General features: G+C 60.6%; 16 protein-coding genes and 2 tRNA genes. 15 read left to right on the top strand and 3 right to left on the bottom strand.

Annotated features, from left to right (window positions below; translation table 11 throughout):
* From HY26_RS09180 to HY26_RS09160, 5 genes are all read left to right on the top strand, one after another.
* Positions 1–2,231: DUF4238 domain-containing protein (locus tag HY26_RS09180; protein ID WP_112073470.1), on the top strand; the 2,231-nt coding region annotated here is incomplete at its 5' end.
* 168 nt (positions 2,232–2,399) lie between these two features.
* Positions 2,400–2,618, top strand: coding sequence for a hypothetical protein (locus HY26_RS09175; RefSeq protein ID WP_112073469.1), 219 nt, complete (start codon positions 2,400–2,402; stop codon positions 2,616–2,618).
* Positions 2,619–2,746: 128 nt separating this feature from the next.
* Complete coding sequence (locus tag HY26_RS09170) at positions 2,747–3,001, top strand: DUF3489 domain-containing protein (protein WP_112073468.1); 255 nt, start codon at positions 2,747–2,749, stop codon at positions 2,999–3,001.
* Positions 2,998–3,402, top strand: coding sequence for a DUF2924 domain-containing protein (locus tag HY26_RS09165; RefSeq protein WP_112073467.1), 405 nt, complete (start codon positions 2,998–3,000; stop codon positions 3,400–3,402). Before HY26_RS09170 ends, HY26_RS09165 begins: the two co-directional genes overlap by 4 nt.
* Entirely contained in the window at positions 3,399–5,048 is a 1,650-nt protein-coding gene (locus HY26_RS09160) for a recombinase family protein (RefSeq protein ID WP_112073466.1), read from the top strand. Before HY26_RS09165 ends, HY26_RS09160 begins: the two co-directional genes overlap by 4 nt.
* A 350-nt stretch (positions 5,049–5,398) precedes the next feature.
* On the opposite strand, the gene HY26_RS09155 is transcribed toward HY26_RS09160, so the two are convergent.
* A tRNA-Ser gene (locus HY26_RS09155) sits at positions 5,399–5,488 on the bottom strand.
* A gap of 181 nt (positions 5,489–5,669) precedes the next feature.
* Here HY26_RS09155 and HY26_RS09150 point away from each other — a divergent pair.
* The 4 genes from HY26_RS09150 (at position 5,670) to obgE (ending at position 8,320) form a co-directional block, all read left to right on the top strand.
* Positions 5,670–6,296, top strand: a complete 627-nt coding sequence (locus tag HY26_RS09150) for a 50S ribosomal protein L21 (RefSeq protein ID WP_112073465.1) — start codon at positions 5,670–5,672, stop codon at positions 6,294–6,296.
* Positions 6,297–6,337: 41 nt separating this feature from the next.
* Complete coding sequence (rpmA, locus tag HY26_RS09145) at positions 6,338–6,607, top strand: 50S ribosomal protein L27 (RefSeq protein WP_034766490.1); 270 nt, start codon at positions 6,338–6,340, stop codon at positions 6,605–6,607.
* 132 nt (positions 6,608–6,739) lie between these two features.
* Positions 6,740–7,255, top strand: a complete 516-nt coding sequence (locus tag HY26_RS09140; protein WP_051599971.1) for a GNAT family N-acetyltransferase — start codon at positions 6,740–6,742, stop codon at positions 7,253–7,255.
* Between the two features lie 18 nt (positions 7,256–7,273).
* Positions 7,274–8,320, top strand: a complete 1,047-nt coding sequence (gene obgE / locus HY26_RS09135; RefSeq protein WP_112073464.1) for a GTPase ObgE — start codon at positions 7,274–7,276, stop codon at positions 8,318–8,320.
* 3 nt (positions 8,321–8,323) lie between these two features.
* Here obgE and HY26_RS09130 read toward each other — a convergent pair whose 3' ends face one another.
* Positions 8,324–8,551 carry a hypothetical protein gene (locus HY26_RS09130; RefSeq protein WP_034766492.1) on the bottom strand — a complete coding sequence of 76 codons (228 nt, stop codon included), beginning with the start codon at positions 8,549–8,551 and terminating at the stop codon, positions 8,324–8,326.
* A 92-nt stretch (positions 8,552–8,643) separates the two neighbouring features.
* Between HY26_RS09130 and proB the strand changes: the two genes are divergently transcribed.
* The 3 genes from proB to HY26_RS09115 are packed head-to-tail and all read left to right on the top strand — an operon-like array spanning position 8,644 to position 11,704.
* On the top strand, positions 8,644–9,768 hold the full coding sequence (proB, locus tag HY26_RS09125; protein ID WP_370453441.1) for a glutamate 5-kinase: 1,125 nt from the start codon (positions 8,644–8,646) through the stop codon (positions 9,766–9,768).
* Complete coding sequence (locus tag HY26_RS09120; protein ID WP_112073462.1) at positions 9,765–10,217, top strand: GNAT family N-acetyltransferase; 453 nt, start codon at positions 9,765–9,767, stop codon at positions 10,215–10,217. Before proB ends, HY26_RS09120 begins: the two co-directional genes overlap by 4 nt.
* Positions 10,218–10,231: 14 nt before the next feature.
* Positions 10,232–11,704, top strand: a complete 1,473-nt coding sequence (locus HY26_RS09115) for a RimK family protein (protein ID WP_112073461.1) — start codon at positions 10,232–10,234, stop codon at positions 11,702–11,704.
* Here HY26_RS09115 and HY26_RS09110 read toward each other — a convergent pair.
* Positions 11,701–13,488, bottom strand: a complete 1,788-nt coding sequence (locus tag HY26_RS09110; RefSeq protein WP_112073460.1) for a long-chain-acyl-CoA synthetase — start codon at positions 13,486–13,488, stop codon at positions 11,701–11,703. The genes HY26_RS09115 and HY26_RS09110 overlap by 4 nt on opposite strands.
* Before the next feature lie 187 nt (positions 13,489–13,675).
* On the opposite strand from HY26_RS09110, the gene HY26_RS09105 reads away from it, so the two are divergent.
* The 3 genes from HY26_RS09105 to HY26_RS09095 all read left to right on the top strand — a co-directional run bounded on the left by HY26_RS09105 (position 13,676) and on the right by HY26_RS09095 (position 15,026).
* Entirely contained in the window at positions 13,676–14,548 is an 873-nt protein-coding gene (locus HY26_RS09105) for an acyl-CoA thioesterase II (protein WP_034766497.1), read from the top strand.
* 61 nt (positions 14,549–14,609) lie between these two features.
* Positions 14,610–14,686, top strand: a tRNA-Pro gene (locus HY26_RS09100).
* Between the two features lie 31 nt (positions 14,687–14,717).
* On the top strand, positions 14,718–15,026 hold the full coding sequence (locus HY26_RS09095; RefSeq protein WP_034766499.1) for an ETC complex I subunit: 309 nt from the start codon (positions 14,718–14,720) through the stop codon (positions 15,024–15,026).
* The last annotated feature ends 12 nt before the right edge of the window (positions 15,027–15,038 follow it).

Raw genomic sequence — 15,038 nt, 5'->3', positions numbered from 1 at the left:
ACAGAGCCTCCGGCAAACCCGGGGCGGTTCACATCGATACGAGGGGCGCCAACGCAGTGCGAGCATTTGCCGGCGGCGACCCAGTCGAGTGCCACCAAAACTTTGAGACCCTGTTCGAATACATCGACATCCAGAAGTTGCGGACTCCCAAGGGGCTGGCGTGGCTGAACGCTCAGTACCCATCCCTCACGCAGAACGAGCTGATGATGGAGATGCAGGCCATCCGGATGATGCATTGTACGATATGGACTGAAGGCGTGCGCGAAATCGTTTCAGCGGTGGATTCAGCCGTCAAATTCATCGTCTCGGATCACCCGGTTACGGTGTTTAATCCCGGCGCACCGCCAGGCTCTAAGACCTGCGCTTATCCTCACGAGCCCGGCATCGAATTGAAAGGCACCCAAACACTGTTCCCGTTCGATCGCGATCACTGCCTGATCCTGACCAATCTCGAGTTTGCAGAGGATCCGACAACTGACCCTTTGACCAAGCGAACCTTTCCCCGCCGCTTCAGAACTTCAATGGTGCGCACCGACGCCTTCATCCGGAGTCGGAATCTGACGACTGAGGAGGTCGAGGCAATCAATCGGATCATTCGCACCCGGGCCCATAAATTCGTTGCCGCCGGTGAAGAGACGTGGCTGCCTGAACCAGTCACGAATGCAAAGAACTGGAAAGCGCTCGGCGAGGTCTTGTTGCCGCCTTCAGATCAGCTATTCGGCTTCGGGGGTGAGATGTATGTCCGCTATGAAAGTGGTGATGTGCACTACCAGGACGCCTTCGGGCGCACTGAGAAGGAGCGCGAATTTCTCAAAAAGCCACCTATCGAAAAAGAGCTGAAACCGCGTGATCTCTGCGGGTGCGGGTCTGACAAAGTCTATGCCGATTGTTGCAAGCGGAAACCCGTGCACTTACGGCCCACCTGGTGTGAGCTCAGCATCCGGGAACGAAACTTGGCGCTGTTTCGTGGAATCGAGAACATCCTGGGGTTTCGACCGGACCAAGACTGGACCGAGGTTCGTCAATCGATCACGGATGAAAAGATTAGCAAGATTTATTCAGTGTACGAGGCCATGTGGCCGATGGAAACCGATTTGTTGGCCCTGCTACCAAAGCCAGACGGCTCAGCGCGAGCGGTCTACACCGGCATGCTTGACGCAACCAAAATCACTGAAACCGGCTTGGGAGCATCACTTCTCTTCGGCGAGCTGCTAATCCAACATCCATTCGTCAATCCACGGGTGATGGCGGATAAGTACAACCCGGTCAAAAACCCCAAAGCCTACCGCCAAGAAGTCTTGAAGAGCGTTTTGTTCTTCATGCAAGTCATGCCCCTCGTTGAAGCCGGCATAGTCAATCTTTTCCCGGATCCTTGGGATTTCGATTACCATCTGCGTCAACAGACCCTGCACCTCGCTCAAGAGCGCTGGAGCGTTCTCAAGCCGCTTATTCCCAAAGAGGATAGCGGATTTGAAGAATTGGCCTCGGCTGAGTTTCGCAGAACGCTGTACCAGCTCTCCGAAGACGGACAGCGCGCTATGTTCAAGAGGCACGCACCGCAGATGGGGCCGGAAGAGATCGAAAGGATGTTGGACGGAATGCGGGCGCTCAAAGAGGAAGACCCTTTTGCTGTCTTACAGGAGGGCGCCTATCTCGACAGCGGCGAGGAAGGCGCTCAGCTTGCAGCATTCAAGCTGGCGCCGAATTTCGAGATGGCGATGTACGTGGCCCAAGCGACGGGCGCAGCGATCATCACCGACCATCCTCTGCGCTGGAAGGAAATCCTGTTCACGATCCTGACGCGAGACGGAGACGCACTCCACAATCTTCCAGGCCTGGCAAAGGCGATCAGATCGACAAGCTTTTCGATCGCGCAACATTATGGTGAGATTTTCGAGTGGTGGCTTGAAAAGCGGCCGCGGCCTCATGTGCCCGTTCTGCGAGATGCCTACAGATACCTTTCTCGAGTGGATGCGAGGGGTGTGAAGCCAAACTTTGAGCAGAGATTGGCGGTACAATTCGCACGGGCGCACAAGGAATATGAGACTGCAATTGCAAAAGCCGACCTCATGCGTCAAGAGGCGCAGATTCAATGCGCCTTCCCGAAAGGCGGAATCCATGACAGCACGATTACGCGACTTTTGTTGATGTCGAGTTCAGAGCACCACACTCAAAGTGTACCGATGGCGTTTTACTTCAACTCAAAGCGCCAAAATTACCGATCGCAGTGATCGGAGGGTGGACTGGAAGCGTGGTCTTATATGGCAGATATGCACTTGGACAAACGCGAACATAACCTTTGAGGCTCCGGCCCGCTTAGGTCTCCTTTCGGGGTTTTCCAGCCGAAGCACCCGGTAGTAACGTGGACTTCTGCGTCGACCTTAGCGCACGTGTCCGGCATGAACGCAATCGACCGAATCCGTCGCAGGATCACAAAAGTTCTGGAGGCCACTGAAGATGCCTGCGGGCAGGCCGTAGAGGCTCAGCTGCCTGTTCTTCCAGACCACAAACGCCTCCAGGAAATCCAAGCCCTCGGCGCCCTACTCGACAAGGCAAAATCTCACTGCGACAAAGCCGAGGCCGCCATGCTGAAATATATCCGTTTACAGAACGAATAGACTAGACTGCAACCTTATTCCGAGCATTGGTAATTCTGCCGCGGGCAACGCCGCGGACGCCCGCCAGACCACCGGGCCTTCGGGTCGTGGAAGCACTGACCGCTTCCTCACACCCGAAAGGAACCTCAATGACCAACCGCAAATCCAACCCCGCCGCACCGAAACCCAAAGCCAAGGTTTCAAAGTCTGATCAGGTCAAAAGCCTTCTCGCCAAACCAGAGGGCATGACCATTGAAGTCCTCTCCAAGAAACTCGGCTGGCAGACGCACACAACTCGCGCTGCGCTCACCCGCCTGAAGCAGGCTGGAGTCGAAGTGGAAAAGCTGGAGCCTGCAGACGGATCGCGGCAATCCCGCTACCGGATTGCCGGAGCGAAGAAATGACGTCCGCGGCCGAAGTTCAGGATCTTTCTCGCGCCAATCTGGTCGATCGCTACCAGCGGCTACTTGAAACACCAACGCCGAAGGGCCTCAGCACACCCCTGCTCCGCCGGATCGTCGCCTTCGAAACCCAGGCCGCTGAACGCGGCGGCCCGGGCCTTCGTCTCAGGAAGCGGCTTAAGTCGATCGCCGATGAGGACCCAGCAATCAGTCCTGCCGTCCACCTCAAATCCGATGCCCGACTCGTCCGCGAATGGAACGGCGTCACGCATGTCGTGGATCGGATCGGGAATGGCTTCACCTACCGCGGCAAGACCTACCGGTCGCTCTCCGCCATCGCAAAGGAGATCACCGGCGCCAAATGGTCCGGGCCCCGCTTCTTCGGCCTAAAGAGGGCGGCATGACAAAGCCCGAGCGCCGAACCATCCGCTGCGCCATCTATACCCGCAAGTCGAGCGATGAGGGCCTGGACCAGACTTTCAACTCACTCGATGCCCAGCGGGAAGCTTGCGAGAGCTACATCTCCAGCCAGAGACATGAAGGCTGGAAGTTGATCCCCGCACATTATGATGACGGCGGACTATCCGGCGGAAATCTGGAGCGTCCTGCGCTTCAACAGCTTCTGGAGGACATTGCGGATGGCAAGGTCGACCTGGTCGTTGTCTACAAGATCGACCGGCTCACCCGGTCGCTTTCGGACTTTGCCAGACTGGTCGACCGCTTTGATGAGGCGGACTGCTCCTTCGTCTCCGTGACCCAGTCGTTCAACACGTCGACGAGTATGGGGCGCCTGACGCTGAATGTGCTGCTCTCCTTTGCCCAGTTCGAACGAGAGGTCACGGCGGAACGCATCCGCGACAAGATCACCGCCTCGAAGAAGAAGGGCTTCTGGATGGGCGGCCTGCTTCCTCTGGGATATGACCGGCATCCGGACCCGAAAATGCAGACGCTTGTGATCAACGAGACGGAGGCCGAGATCGTCCGGGATATATTCCGTCTCTACGATCAGCATGGCTGCCTGCGTCAGGTCGAGCGAGACGTCATCGCTTGTGGCTACCGGTCCAAGCGGCGGACCTTCAGCGATGGCAAGGTGACGGGTGCGAAACCTCTCAATCGCGGACAAATCAACTTCATTCTGCGTAACCCAGTCTATATCGGCCGCATCCGCCATAAGCAGGAATCCCATGAGGGCCTGCATGACGCGATCGTCGAGCAGGAGCTGTGGGACCGGGTCCGGGAACAACTCGACCGGAAGTCACCGGGGAAAATCCGCTCGCGGTCCAGGTCGGGCGCATTGTTGACCGGACGGATCTTTGACGAGACGGGGGACTTCCTGACCCCGACACATTCCCAGAAGGGCAGTCGCCGGTATCGCTACTATGTCTCGGGTCGGCTGCTGGCAGGATCACCAACGGATGCTACCGGATGGAGGCTGCCCGCAAAGCAGCTGGAAGACGCTGTGAGCGAGACGGTCTTCCGGCATATCGACGGTGACGTGTCGCGGCTCCTCAGCAGTCCAACGCCGTTGCTACTTGAAAGCCTGAAGAGCGAACTCGGTAGGTTCTCCCGGAACATGGCAGCGGACCTGGTCGAGCGGGTTCAGGTCTCGGTCGGGCAGTTGGACATCACACTGTCTGCGAATGCGATCGCTGAATGGCTCGGGGTCCCGGAAGAAGAAATTGACGGTACCCGGCTTCGGCTTGAAGTGCCATTTGGTATCAGGCGGCGCGGGAAGGAGCCGAGGCTGGTATTTGGGGCGATCCATACGGCCCCGGATCCGAAGCTGATCCGGATGATTGCCCTGGCGCATTCCTGGCTGGAGGAAATTAAATCCGGCACCCTCATGAAGGACATCGCCAAGCGTTATGGATGGCAGACGCTCATGCTCCGACAGCGCATCCAGCTCGCGTTCCTTTCACCCGCAATTGTCAGCGCTATCCTGGAAGGCAAGCAGCCTGAGGAACTGACGCTGACGCAGCTCGTGACATCTGACATTCCGCTGGATTGGGACGAGCAATCGACGATGCTGGGGTTTGAAGTGGCTCCCTGATACCGGCAATCCGGTTCCCTGTTCTCCAAAAACAATTCCCTGCTTGTCGTCGGGATATTCCCTGTTCCTTGAGTAGGGAGTTCTCCCGAAACCCACTGATTTTACGCGTGTTTCCAGGAGCGCTCCGGAGTGCTTCCCTGTTAATTTGCGAAATTTCCCTGTAAATCGCGGGTTATCAGGGAAAACCGGCCTAAGGGTACTGTTGCATTTGGCGATTGGAGACGACGGCCGACTTCGGGCGCGAAATCTACCCTGTTCCGGAAACGGAGACGCAGCCCTGGCGCCAAAGCCCACTGTGTGTGGGGCTTTGCGCGGAAGCGACGGTACTTTTCTCTGTTTGGGGGTGTGGCTGGCGGAGAGAGAGGGATTCGAACCCTCGGAACCCTTGCGAGTTCACTAGTTTTCGAGACTAGCCTATTCAACCACTCTAGCACCTCTCCGCGCCGGTGTTGAAGCGCCGTCACCTATAATGACTGCGCGCGGATTTCAACCACCTGAAAACGCCTGAAGATGATATTTGACAGCGCTGCCGCTTTAGTGTTTACCCCCCGCTTCAGGCGCGGGGCCGGTGACGGCTCCCGTGCATATCCCGTTTATTTCCATGCCGGAAGGATGAGACCCATGTTCGCGGTCATCAAGACAGGTGGCAAACAATACAAGGTCGCTGAAGGCGATACGATTGTTGTCGAAAAGCTTAATGCCGAAGCTGGCAAGGATGTGGTGTTCGATACCGTCCTCATGCTGGGCGAAGGCGCAAATGTTACCGTTGGCGCGCCCGTCGTGGCCGGCGCCGCTGTGACCGGCGAAGTTGCTGAGCAGACCCGTGGTGACAAAGTCATCACCCGCAAGAAGCGCCAGCGCCAGACCTACCGCCGCACGATCGGCCACAAGCAGCACCTGACCGTGGTGAAAATCACCGGAATCAGCGCTGACGGTGCCAAGAAGCCGGCGAAAAAAGCCGCTGCCAAGACGGAAGACGCCCCGAAGGCTGAAGCCGTTGCTCCGAAAGCAGAGGCAGCTACCGCCCCGACCGCTGAAGCTGGCGCAGCTGACAACCTCAAGAAGCTGACCGGTATCGGCCCGGCACTTGAGAAGAAGCTGAATGGCGCAGGCATCACCACCTTCGCCCAGATCGCTGCCCTTACCGATGCTCAGATCGCCGAGCTGGAAGAGCAACTCAGCCTTTCCGGCCGCTTCGCCAAGGACGGCTGGGTCGAGCAGGCAAAAGAACTCGCAAAAGACGCATAAGGCCTGTATAAGGCCCTCCGCTAAAGGATCAGGAGCAAACCATGGCTCATAAGAAATCAGGTGGTTCGTCCCGTAACGGCCGCGATTCGAATCCGAAGTATCTCGGTGTGAAGAAGTTCGGTGGCGAGCACGTCATCCCGGGCAACATTCTCGTGCGTCAGCGCGGCACCCAGAAGTGGCCGGGCAAAGGCGTCGGCATGGGCCGCGATCACACCCTGTTTGCGCTCACCGAGGGCAAGGTCGAGTTTGCGAAGAAGGCCAAGGGCCGCGTCTACGTAAACATTGTACCGGTGGCGGAAGCAGCAGAATAGCGGCTGACAGCGCGGCCGCGGGAACGTGGCCGGATCGCACCAGACGATCAGTTTCCAGGGGGAGGCAGGCCACTGTCTCCCCCTTTTTCAATGCCTCCCCTGCCCGCTTACGACTCAGGAAGGAGTCACAGCATGTGCGCAGCCATAACGACCGACAGATTCGCCCTGCGGCGGCTCCGCGTGGACGATGCACCGACGATCACTGACCTGGTGAATGATCCGAAGATCTACCGTATGGTCGCCCGGATCCCGCCGCACCAGACGGTGGCCCAGTCTGCCGAATGGATCTCCAAGCATCCGGCCCGCCGGGAGCGGAATGCGGCACACATCTTTGCCATCGAACAGGCCGGTGAACTGATCGGCATTGTCGGCGCAGAGAGGGACGAGCTGCAGCTGCCATTCGAAATCGGTTACTGGCTGGCTCCGGCTGCCTGGGGCAAAGGCATCATGACGGAAGCCGCAGGCGCGCTGATCCAGTGGCTGCGCGAACGGGGCGAGCGCGGCTTTGTTTCGGGCTATCTGGCGGACAACCCTGCCTCCGGCCGCGTGCTTGAAAAGCTGCAGTTCATGAAGGCCGACCGGCGCCCCATTTTCTGTATGGGCCGCGGCGAGCGTGTCGACCATTTCGACATGGCGCGTGTCGGCTGATACACGTAAGAGAGCATCATGAAGTTCCTCGATCAGGCCAAGGTATATATTCAGTCCGGAACGGGCGGCTCAGGCTGTGTCTCCTTCCGGCGTGAGAAGTATATCGAATATGGCGGCCCGGATGGCGGCGATGGCGGCCGGGGCGGCGATGTCTGGGCCGAAGCGGTCGAGGGGCTGAACACGCTGATCGACTACCGCTACCAGCAGCACTTCAAGGCAAAGCGCGGCGGGCACGGCATGGGCAAGCAGCGCACCGGCGCGAAGGGCGACGATGTTGTGCTGAAACTGCCCGTTGGCACGCAAATCTTCGAGGAAGACCAGGAAACCCTCATCGCGGACCTGACAGAGGTCGGCCAGCGCGTGCTGCTCGCGCAAGGCGGTAATGGCGGCTGGGGCAATATGCGCTTCAAATCCTCGACCAACCAGGCCCCGCGCCGCGCCAATCCGGGCGAGGAAGGCGAAGAGGCCTGGATCTGGCTGCGCCTGAAACTGATCGCCGATGCGGGCCTGATCGGCCTGCCGAATGCCGGCAAGTCCACCTTCCTGTCGGCGGTGACGGCGGCGCACCCGAAAATCGCGGACTATCCGTTCACAACGCTTCACCCCGGCCTCGGCGTCGTGGATCTCGGACCCGGCACGCGCTTCGTTCTGGCGGACATTCCGGGCCTGATTGAAGGTGCTGCAGAGGGCGCCGGTCTCGGCCACCGCTTCCTCGGCCACGTGGAACGCTGCAAGGTGCTGCTGCACCTGATCGACTGCACACAGGACGATGTCGCGGGCGCCTACCGCACAATCCGCGGCGAGCTCGAAGCCTATGACGAGGAACTGGCCCAGCGGCCGGAAATCGTCTGCCTCAACAAGATTGACGCGCTGACGCCGGAACTCGTCGAGGAGCAGGCAAAGCAGCTCGCCACCGAATACAAGGGCAAGCCCCTGCTCATCTCGGGCGTCACCGGCCAGGGCGTGAAGCAGGCGCTTTACGAGATCGCCCGCCACCTTGGCATCCAGGCTGAACTGGAAGCTGAAGAGAATCCGGACACGGACGACAGCTGGACACCGCTTTAAGGCCTAGTGGTGGTGCGGTTCCGTATTGATCGCGCCACACTTGCCGCACTTCACGATCACGCCATGCGCATCATGATGAGCCACATCCACCAGCAGCGTCGTCTTGCACCGTCCGCAGCGATAGGTCTCGTCCCCTCCGCCTTCGCGCAGCGGCGTGCCCGCCGTGTGCTCCAGCACTTCGTGACCGGCGGCCTGTTCGGGTGTGATCAGGATCATGTTGAACTGCGGCATGGGTACCTCTCTTTTGGCTCCACTGAGGCGCAACGGCTTGCCTTGTCAACGCTCGACTTTTTTCTTCCGGCAAAGCCCGCACTCATGTATCGCTGCGCGCCATGACAGCTGACGCCCTCGCCCATGCAAAACGCATCGTCGTTAAGACCGGATCGGCCCTGATCGCCGAGGACGGGCACCCCCGTCATGCCTGGCTGGAGAAGCTGGCCGCCGACATCGCAACCTGCAGGGCACGCGGGCAGGATGTGATCCTCGTGTCTTCCGGCGCGGTGGCGCTCGGCCGGGCAGAACTCGGCTCGGCGGGCACGGCCCGGCTCGACCAGAAGCAGGCCGCTGCCTCGATCGGCCAACCGCGCCTGATGGCCGCTCTCGCTGCCGCCTTCGTGCCGCATGGGCTGACCGTCGGCCAGGCGCTGCTGACGCCGACCGATACGGAAATCCGCCGCCGCTGGCTGAACGCCCGTGCGACACTGGAAACTCTGCTGGAAGCCGGCATTGTTCCGGTGATCAACGAGAATGACACCGTCGCGACGGAAGAGATCCGCTACGGGGACAATGACCGCCTCGCCGCGCGGGTCGCCCAGATGATGGGCGCGGATTTGCTGGTCCTCCTGTCGGACATCGACGGTCTCTACACTGCTGACCCGCGCAGCAATCCGGACGCAACGCATATCGACGTGCTGGACGCACTGACGCCCGAGCATGACGCCATGGCGACCGGGGCGAATGCCTCGGCCGGGGTCGGCTCAGGCGGCATGGTCACCAAGCTCGCGGCGGCGCGCATTGCGCATGCCGCAGGCTGTTCCACCGTGATCACGATCGGCAACCGTGAACACCCGCTGCTGGCCCTTTCCGAAGGCGCCCGGGCGACGCTGATCCGCGCCAACATAACCCCCGCTCGCGCTCGCGAAGCCTGGCTCGCCGGACACCTGCAGCCGGAAGGCTTCATCAAGGTGGACAAGGGCGCCGCCCGCGCCCTGAAAGACGGCGCCAGCCTGCTGGCCGTCGGCGTCACCGGCGTGGACGGGAATTTCGACAAGGGCGCCGCGGTCGCCATCAAGGGGCCGGACGGCAAGATTGTCGCCCGCGGGGTCACAGCCTACTCCGCCGCCGACATCCAGCGCATCGCCGGGCGCCAGAGCGACGAGACCGAGACCATTCTCGGCTATCGCGGCCGCCCTGCCATCGTCCACCGCGACGACATGGTCCGCACATGACCGCCGTCCGATTACGGCCCGCGACTGAAGCCGACATCCCCGCCCTTGTGGCGCTGGAGCAAAACTTTCCCGAGGACGATCGTTTCCCTGTCCGCACCTGGCGGCGCCTGCTGCGCGGCCAGTCAATGGCCTATGTCGCTATTTCAGATGGCGAAATCTGCGGTGCGGCCGTCTACCTCTACCGCACAGGGACGAAAGCGGCCCGGCTCTACTCGCTGACCGTCGCGCCAGACCACCGCGGGAAGGGCATCGCATCGGCGCTTATGGCCGCCGGGGAGGCCGATGCAGCCCGCCGGGGCTGTAACCGGGTGCGCCTGGAAGTCCGCCAATCCAACGCCACTGCAATCCGGCTTTACGAACGCCACGGATTCCGCGTAATGGCGCAATTACCGTCTTACTATCCGGACGGGGAAACAGCAGCCCGGATGGAAAAGCCCATCCAACTCTGAGGCATAGCAGATTCATGACCGACTGGGTCATTCTCGTTGAAAACGCGAACGATATTTCCCAAGCCGAGACGCCGCACAAAGTGCTCCGCGTCGCCGACTATATCACCAGGCCGGCCCTGTTCGCCGGACGGCGCCCCTATATCCTGAACCTCTGCCGCTCCTATGGCTATCAGTCGGAAGGCTATTACGCCTCCCTTCTGGCCGAGGCGCGCGGCCACCGCGTCAGCCCCAGCGTGCAGACCATGGTCGAGCTTTCGGCCAAGGGCCTCTACAATCACGCCCTGCCCGACCTTGGCGAGCGGCTGCGCGAAGCCCGTGCCAAGGGCGCGCCGGAAATCGAGAGCCTGTTCGTTGCTTTCTCAAAGCCCGAAACAGCCGGCTATGAGCGGCTCGCCCGTGAAGTCTCCGACTGGTTCCGCGTACCGGCGCTGGAGGTCGAGTTCGACGCAGATGCTCCGCATGGCATCGCCCGTGTGCGGATGGTGCCACCGCAGAAATTGAAAGGCGAGCGGCGCGATTTTTTCCTCCGCGCCATGGAGACCTATACCAGCGGACGGATCAGCGAGCCGAAAACCAAGGCACCCGCCAAGTGGGCCCTCGCCGTTCTGGTGGATCCGAACGAGAAACACACTGCCCCGTCGAAGCCAGCCTCTATCAAGCGCCTCGCCGACGTCGCCGCAAAGATGGGCGTTGAAGTTGAGATCATCGAGCCGTCGGACCTGACCAGTCTCGCCGAGTTCGATGCCCTGTTCATTCGCGCAACGACGCAGATCAACAACTACACCTACAAGTTCGCCCGCCGGGCGGAGCAGGAAGGCATGCCCGTCATCGACGACACGCATTCCATGATTCGTTGCACGAACAAGGTGTATCTCAAAGAGATTCTGGAGAAGGCCGGACTACCCATTCCGCAGACGGAGATCCTTGACGAGAAGTCAGACCTGGAAGCCGTGTTCAACAAGCTCGGCTCGCCGGTCGTTCTGAAGACACCGGATGGATCATTCGGCTCCAACATGGTGAAAGCCAAGACGCTGGAAGAACTCAAGGATGGCGTAAAGGCCATGTTCGAGACGACTGCGCTCGTCATCGCGCAGGAATTCGTGCCGACGAAGTTCGACTGGCGCATCGGCGTGCTGAACGGCGAGCCCCTCTATGCCTGCCAATACCGGATGGCGCGCGGCCACTGGCAGATCGTGAAGCACGGGCCGGGCGGCAAGACGACCGAAGGCGGGTTCAAGACTGTCGCCGTCGAGGATGCCCCGCCGGACATTGTGGACGCCGCCGTGCGCTCCGCCCGCCTCATCGGCGACGGCCTCTATGGTGTGGACCTGAAAGAGACCGACCGGGGCGTAATGATCATCGAGATCAATGACAACCCGTCGATCGACCATGATGTCGAAGGCGCCATCCTGAAGGATGAACTGTGGCGCCGCCTGATTTCCTGGTTCTCCACACGCCTCGAACAGCGCATGGGCCGGATCGCCTAGAACCGGCCACCGCCGCTCACGACTTTTTTGTAGACCTCTTCCGTCATCGGCTCGTAGCGGTCTTCTTCGGCATTGTAGACGTAGAGCGGATCACGCACCTGGTGAGGATCGAACCCGTCCTTGACCAGTTCGAACTTGCGATACTTGAAGGTGCCGGTCGTCTCCGGCTCTTTCTGCACGCGCAGGAAGACCGGGATGGCATATCCCGGCAGGCGTTCTGCCAGCAGCCGGTGGAGGCCAGCTATGTCGAGTTCATCCGACGCCGTGATTGCCGCCATGCCCGCTTTGCCATCGGCGCCGGGCACGGCAATTCCATAAACATTGGCCGTCTCCACACCCTGGATATGTGAAAAGGCTTCGCCGACCTCATTCGTGGCGACGTTTTCGCCCTTCCAGCGGAAGGTGTCGCCGATCCTGTCGACGAAATAGACATAACCGTCCTTGTCCTTCCGCATCAGGTCGCCCGTGCGGAACCACATGTCGCCCTTTTCGAAGACATCGTGCAGCACCTTGCCTTCGGTATCGCGCTTGTCGGTATAGCCTTCGAACCGGGTGCGGTTGTCGTCGCCGATCCGGCCCAGCACTTCGCCAACTTCATCCACGCCAGCCCGAATGCAGAACCCGTCTTCGCCGCGAACCGGCTGCTCGGTTTCCATGTCCGGCGTCACAAAGGCCACATGGGCAAACGGCTTCTTCATCCATGGCGGGATGCGGCCGCAGGCTCCGATCTTGCCGTCAATGTTCAGGAGGCTGACATTGCCCTCGGTTGAGCCGTAGAATTCCTTGAAATCCGACACGCCGAACCGGTCTGCAAAACGTGCCCATACATCCCCTCGCAGGCCATTGCCGAAACCGCCGCGGATCTGGTGTGCCTTGTCGGCTGGTCCCGCCGGCTGGTTCAGCAGGTAACGGCAGATTTCACCGATATAGACGAACAGGGTCGCCCCGTTCAGCGCCGCCTCGTTCCAGAACCGACTGGCGGAGAATTTGCGCTCCAGGATCAGGCTTGCCCCGCTCATCAGCGCCGCGCCCACGGCGCAGACGCCGCCGGTCGCGTGATAGAGCGGCAGCGCCTCCAGGATACGGTCCTTTGGGGTAATCTCGCACGGGCCGATGAAGTTGCGCATCAACGTGCGCACCCGCGCATGGGTCAGCTTCGCCGCCTTTGGCATACCGGTCGTGCCGGACGTGTAGACAAAGAGGCAGGTATCCTTGCCCTTCAAGCCCGCACGGCGCAGGCGTGTCGGACGGTGTGTGGGCATATCCTTCAGGTCAGCCCGAATGTCTCGAAAGACGGGGCTGTTAAACGACCAAACGTCGAGCGGCTGCTCCAGACAAGGCTGCGCAGTGTGAACGGCGGCCTCGAACCCTGTGCCGGTGATCAGTTTCCGCGCGCCGACAATGTTGAGGCTGTAGGCCAGCGCCTCGCCATCGAGATTGGTGTTCACCAGCGCCGTGATGACGCCCACCTTCGACAGGCCGACCCAGGCCGCGACATAGTCCGGCCGGTTCTCCATCAGCAGCGCGACCACATCGCCCTTCTTCAGGCCCCGCTGCAGCGCCCAGTGGGCATACTGGTTCGCGCGGGCATCGAACTCGGCATAGGTCGTCAGGCGGCCCTCAAAGCGGAAAGCGATGCGGATCTCGTGCTCATCTACAGCTCGCTCGAAATCATCCGGCACGAGGAAATCGCTGTCGGGCGAGATCCCCTTTGTCCATTTCAGGAGGCTCAGCGCCCCCGTCAGGAACTTTGCGTCTCGCTGCAGATTTGACAGGGCCTTCATCGACAACCGCCTTGCACACCACCAGAATGTCGTTAGCGCACACTGTAATCGAACAGGGTGAACGGCCCGGTTCGGGAATCGTTGAAATTTCATCGATTTGCCCGCACACAGGCCCATAAACAGGCAGGGATTGCATCTGCGGCACGGTTCTGTATCTGCTGCAGTGCACAATGGGAGGCAAACAAGAATGACTGATCCGGTAGGCGATCTGCTGGCCCTGCTCGATATCGAGCGGCTCGAAACTGACCTTTTCCGCGGCCAGAGCCCGGATGAAGAGGAAAGCCAGCGCGTTTTCGGCGGGCAGGTCATCGCGCAAAGCCTCGTGGCCGCCTATCGCACTGTGCCGGAAGACCGGCCATGCCACTCACTGCACTGCTATTTCATCCGCCCCGGCGACCCGAATGTGCCCATCATCTACCAAGTCGACCATTCCCGCGACGGCGGCAGCTTTACCACACGGCGCGTCGTCGCGATCCAGCACGGCAAGCAGATCTTCAACTTCGCCGCCAGCTTCCAGGTGGTCGAAGAAGGCTGGCACCACCAGCATGACATGCCTGAGGTTCAAGGCCCGGAAACGCTGGGTGACCGCATCGAATGGCGCCGCAAGTTCGCCGAGAAAGTGCCGGAGCGCCATCGCGGCCATTTCCTGCGTCCCCGTCCGATCGAGATGCGCGAAATCGATCCGCTGGACCCGCTGAAGCCGGAAAAGGCCAGCGACCAGCAGAATCTCTGGTTCCGCGTCGCCCGCGAGATCGACGAGGCGCCGTGGCTGCACCACTGCCTGATGGCCTATGCCAGTGACATGGCGCTGCTCGGCACCGGCAACCGCCCGCACGGCATTTCCTGGATGACCGGAGAGCTGATGTCCGCCAGCCTCGACCATGCCATGTGGTTCCACGCACCCATCAAGTTTGACGATTGGCACCTCTATTCCATGGACAGCCCCTATGCCGGCGGTGCGCGCAGCTTCAATCGCGGCTCCATTTACTCCCAGGACGGCCGCCTCGTGGCCAGCGTCGCCCAGGAAGGCCTGATGCGCCCGGCCCGGAAAAAGCGCTGATCACTGTTCGCAACCGCGAAAAGGACTTGCACCGGCGGGCGCGATCATTACACCGGGAGTCCGGAGCGTAGCGCAGTCTGGTAGCGCATCTGGTTTGGGACCAGAGGGTCGTAGGTTCGAATCCTATCGCTCCGACCATTTTTTTCAGGCGGCCTACAGGGACAGGCAGATGCAGGCGAGAATTTACAAGCCCTCCAAGAGCGCGATGACGTCGGGCCGTGGCAAGACCAAAGCTTGGGTGCTTGAATTCGTTAAGGAAAATGTCCACCGCACTGCAGATCCCTTGATGGGCTGGACCAGCATCGACGACACATCCGGTCAGGTCCGCATGGAATTCGACACCCAGGAGCAGGCCGTCGAATTCGCCAAGCGCGAGGGTATCGCCTTCCGCGTCGAGCCGACACATGAGCGCAAACGCCTTGTAAAGTCGTATAGTGCCAATTTCGACGCCAACCGGAAACAGCCCTGGACGCACTAGTCGCGCATCCGG

It is taken from the genome of Hyphomonas sp. GM-8P (assembly GCF_003263315.1).
Classification (GTDB): domain Bacteria; phylum Pseudomonadota; class Alphaproteobacteria; order Caulobacterales; family Hyphomonadaceae; genus Hyphomonas.
This window is presented reverse-complemented; position numbering and strand designations above follow the sequence as displayed.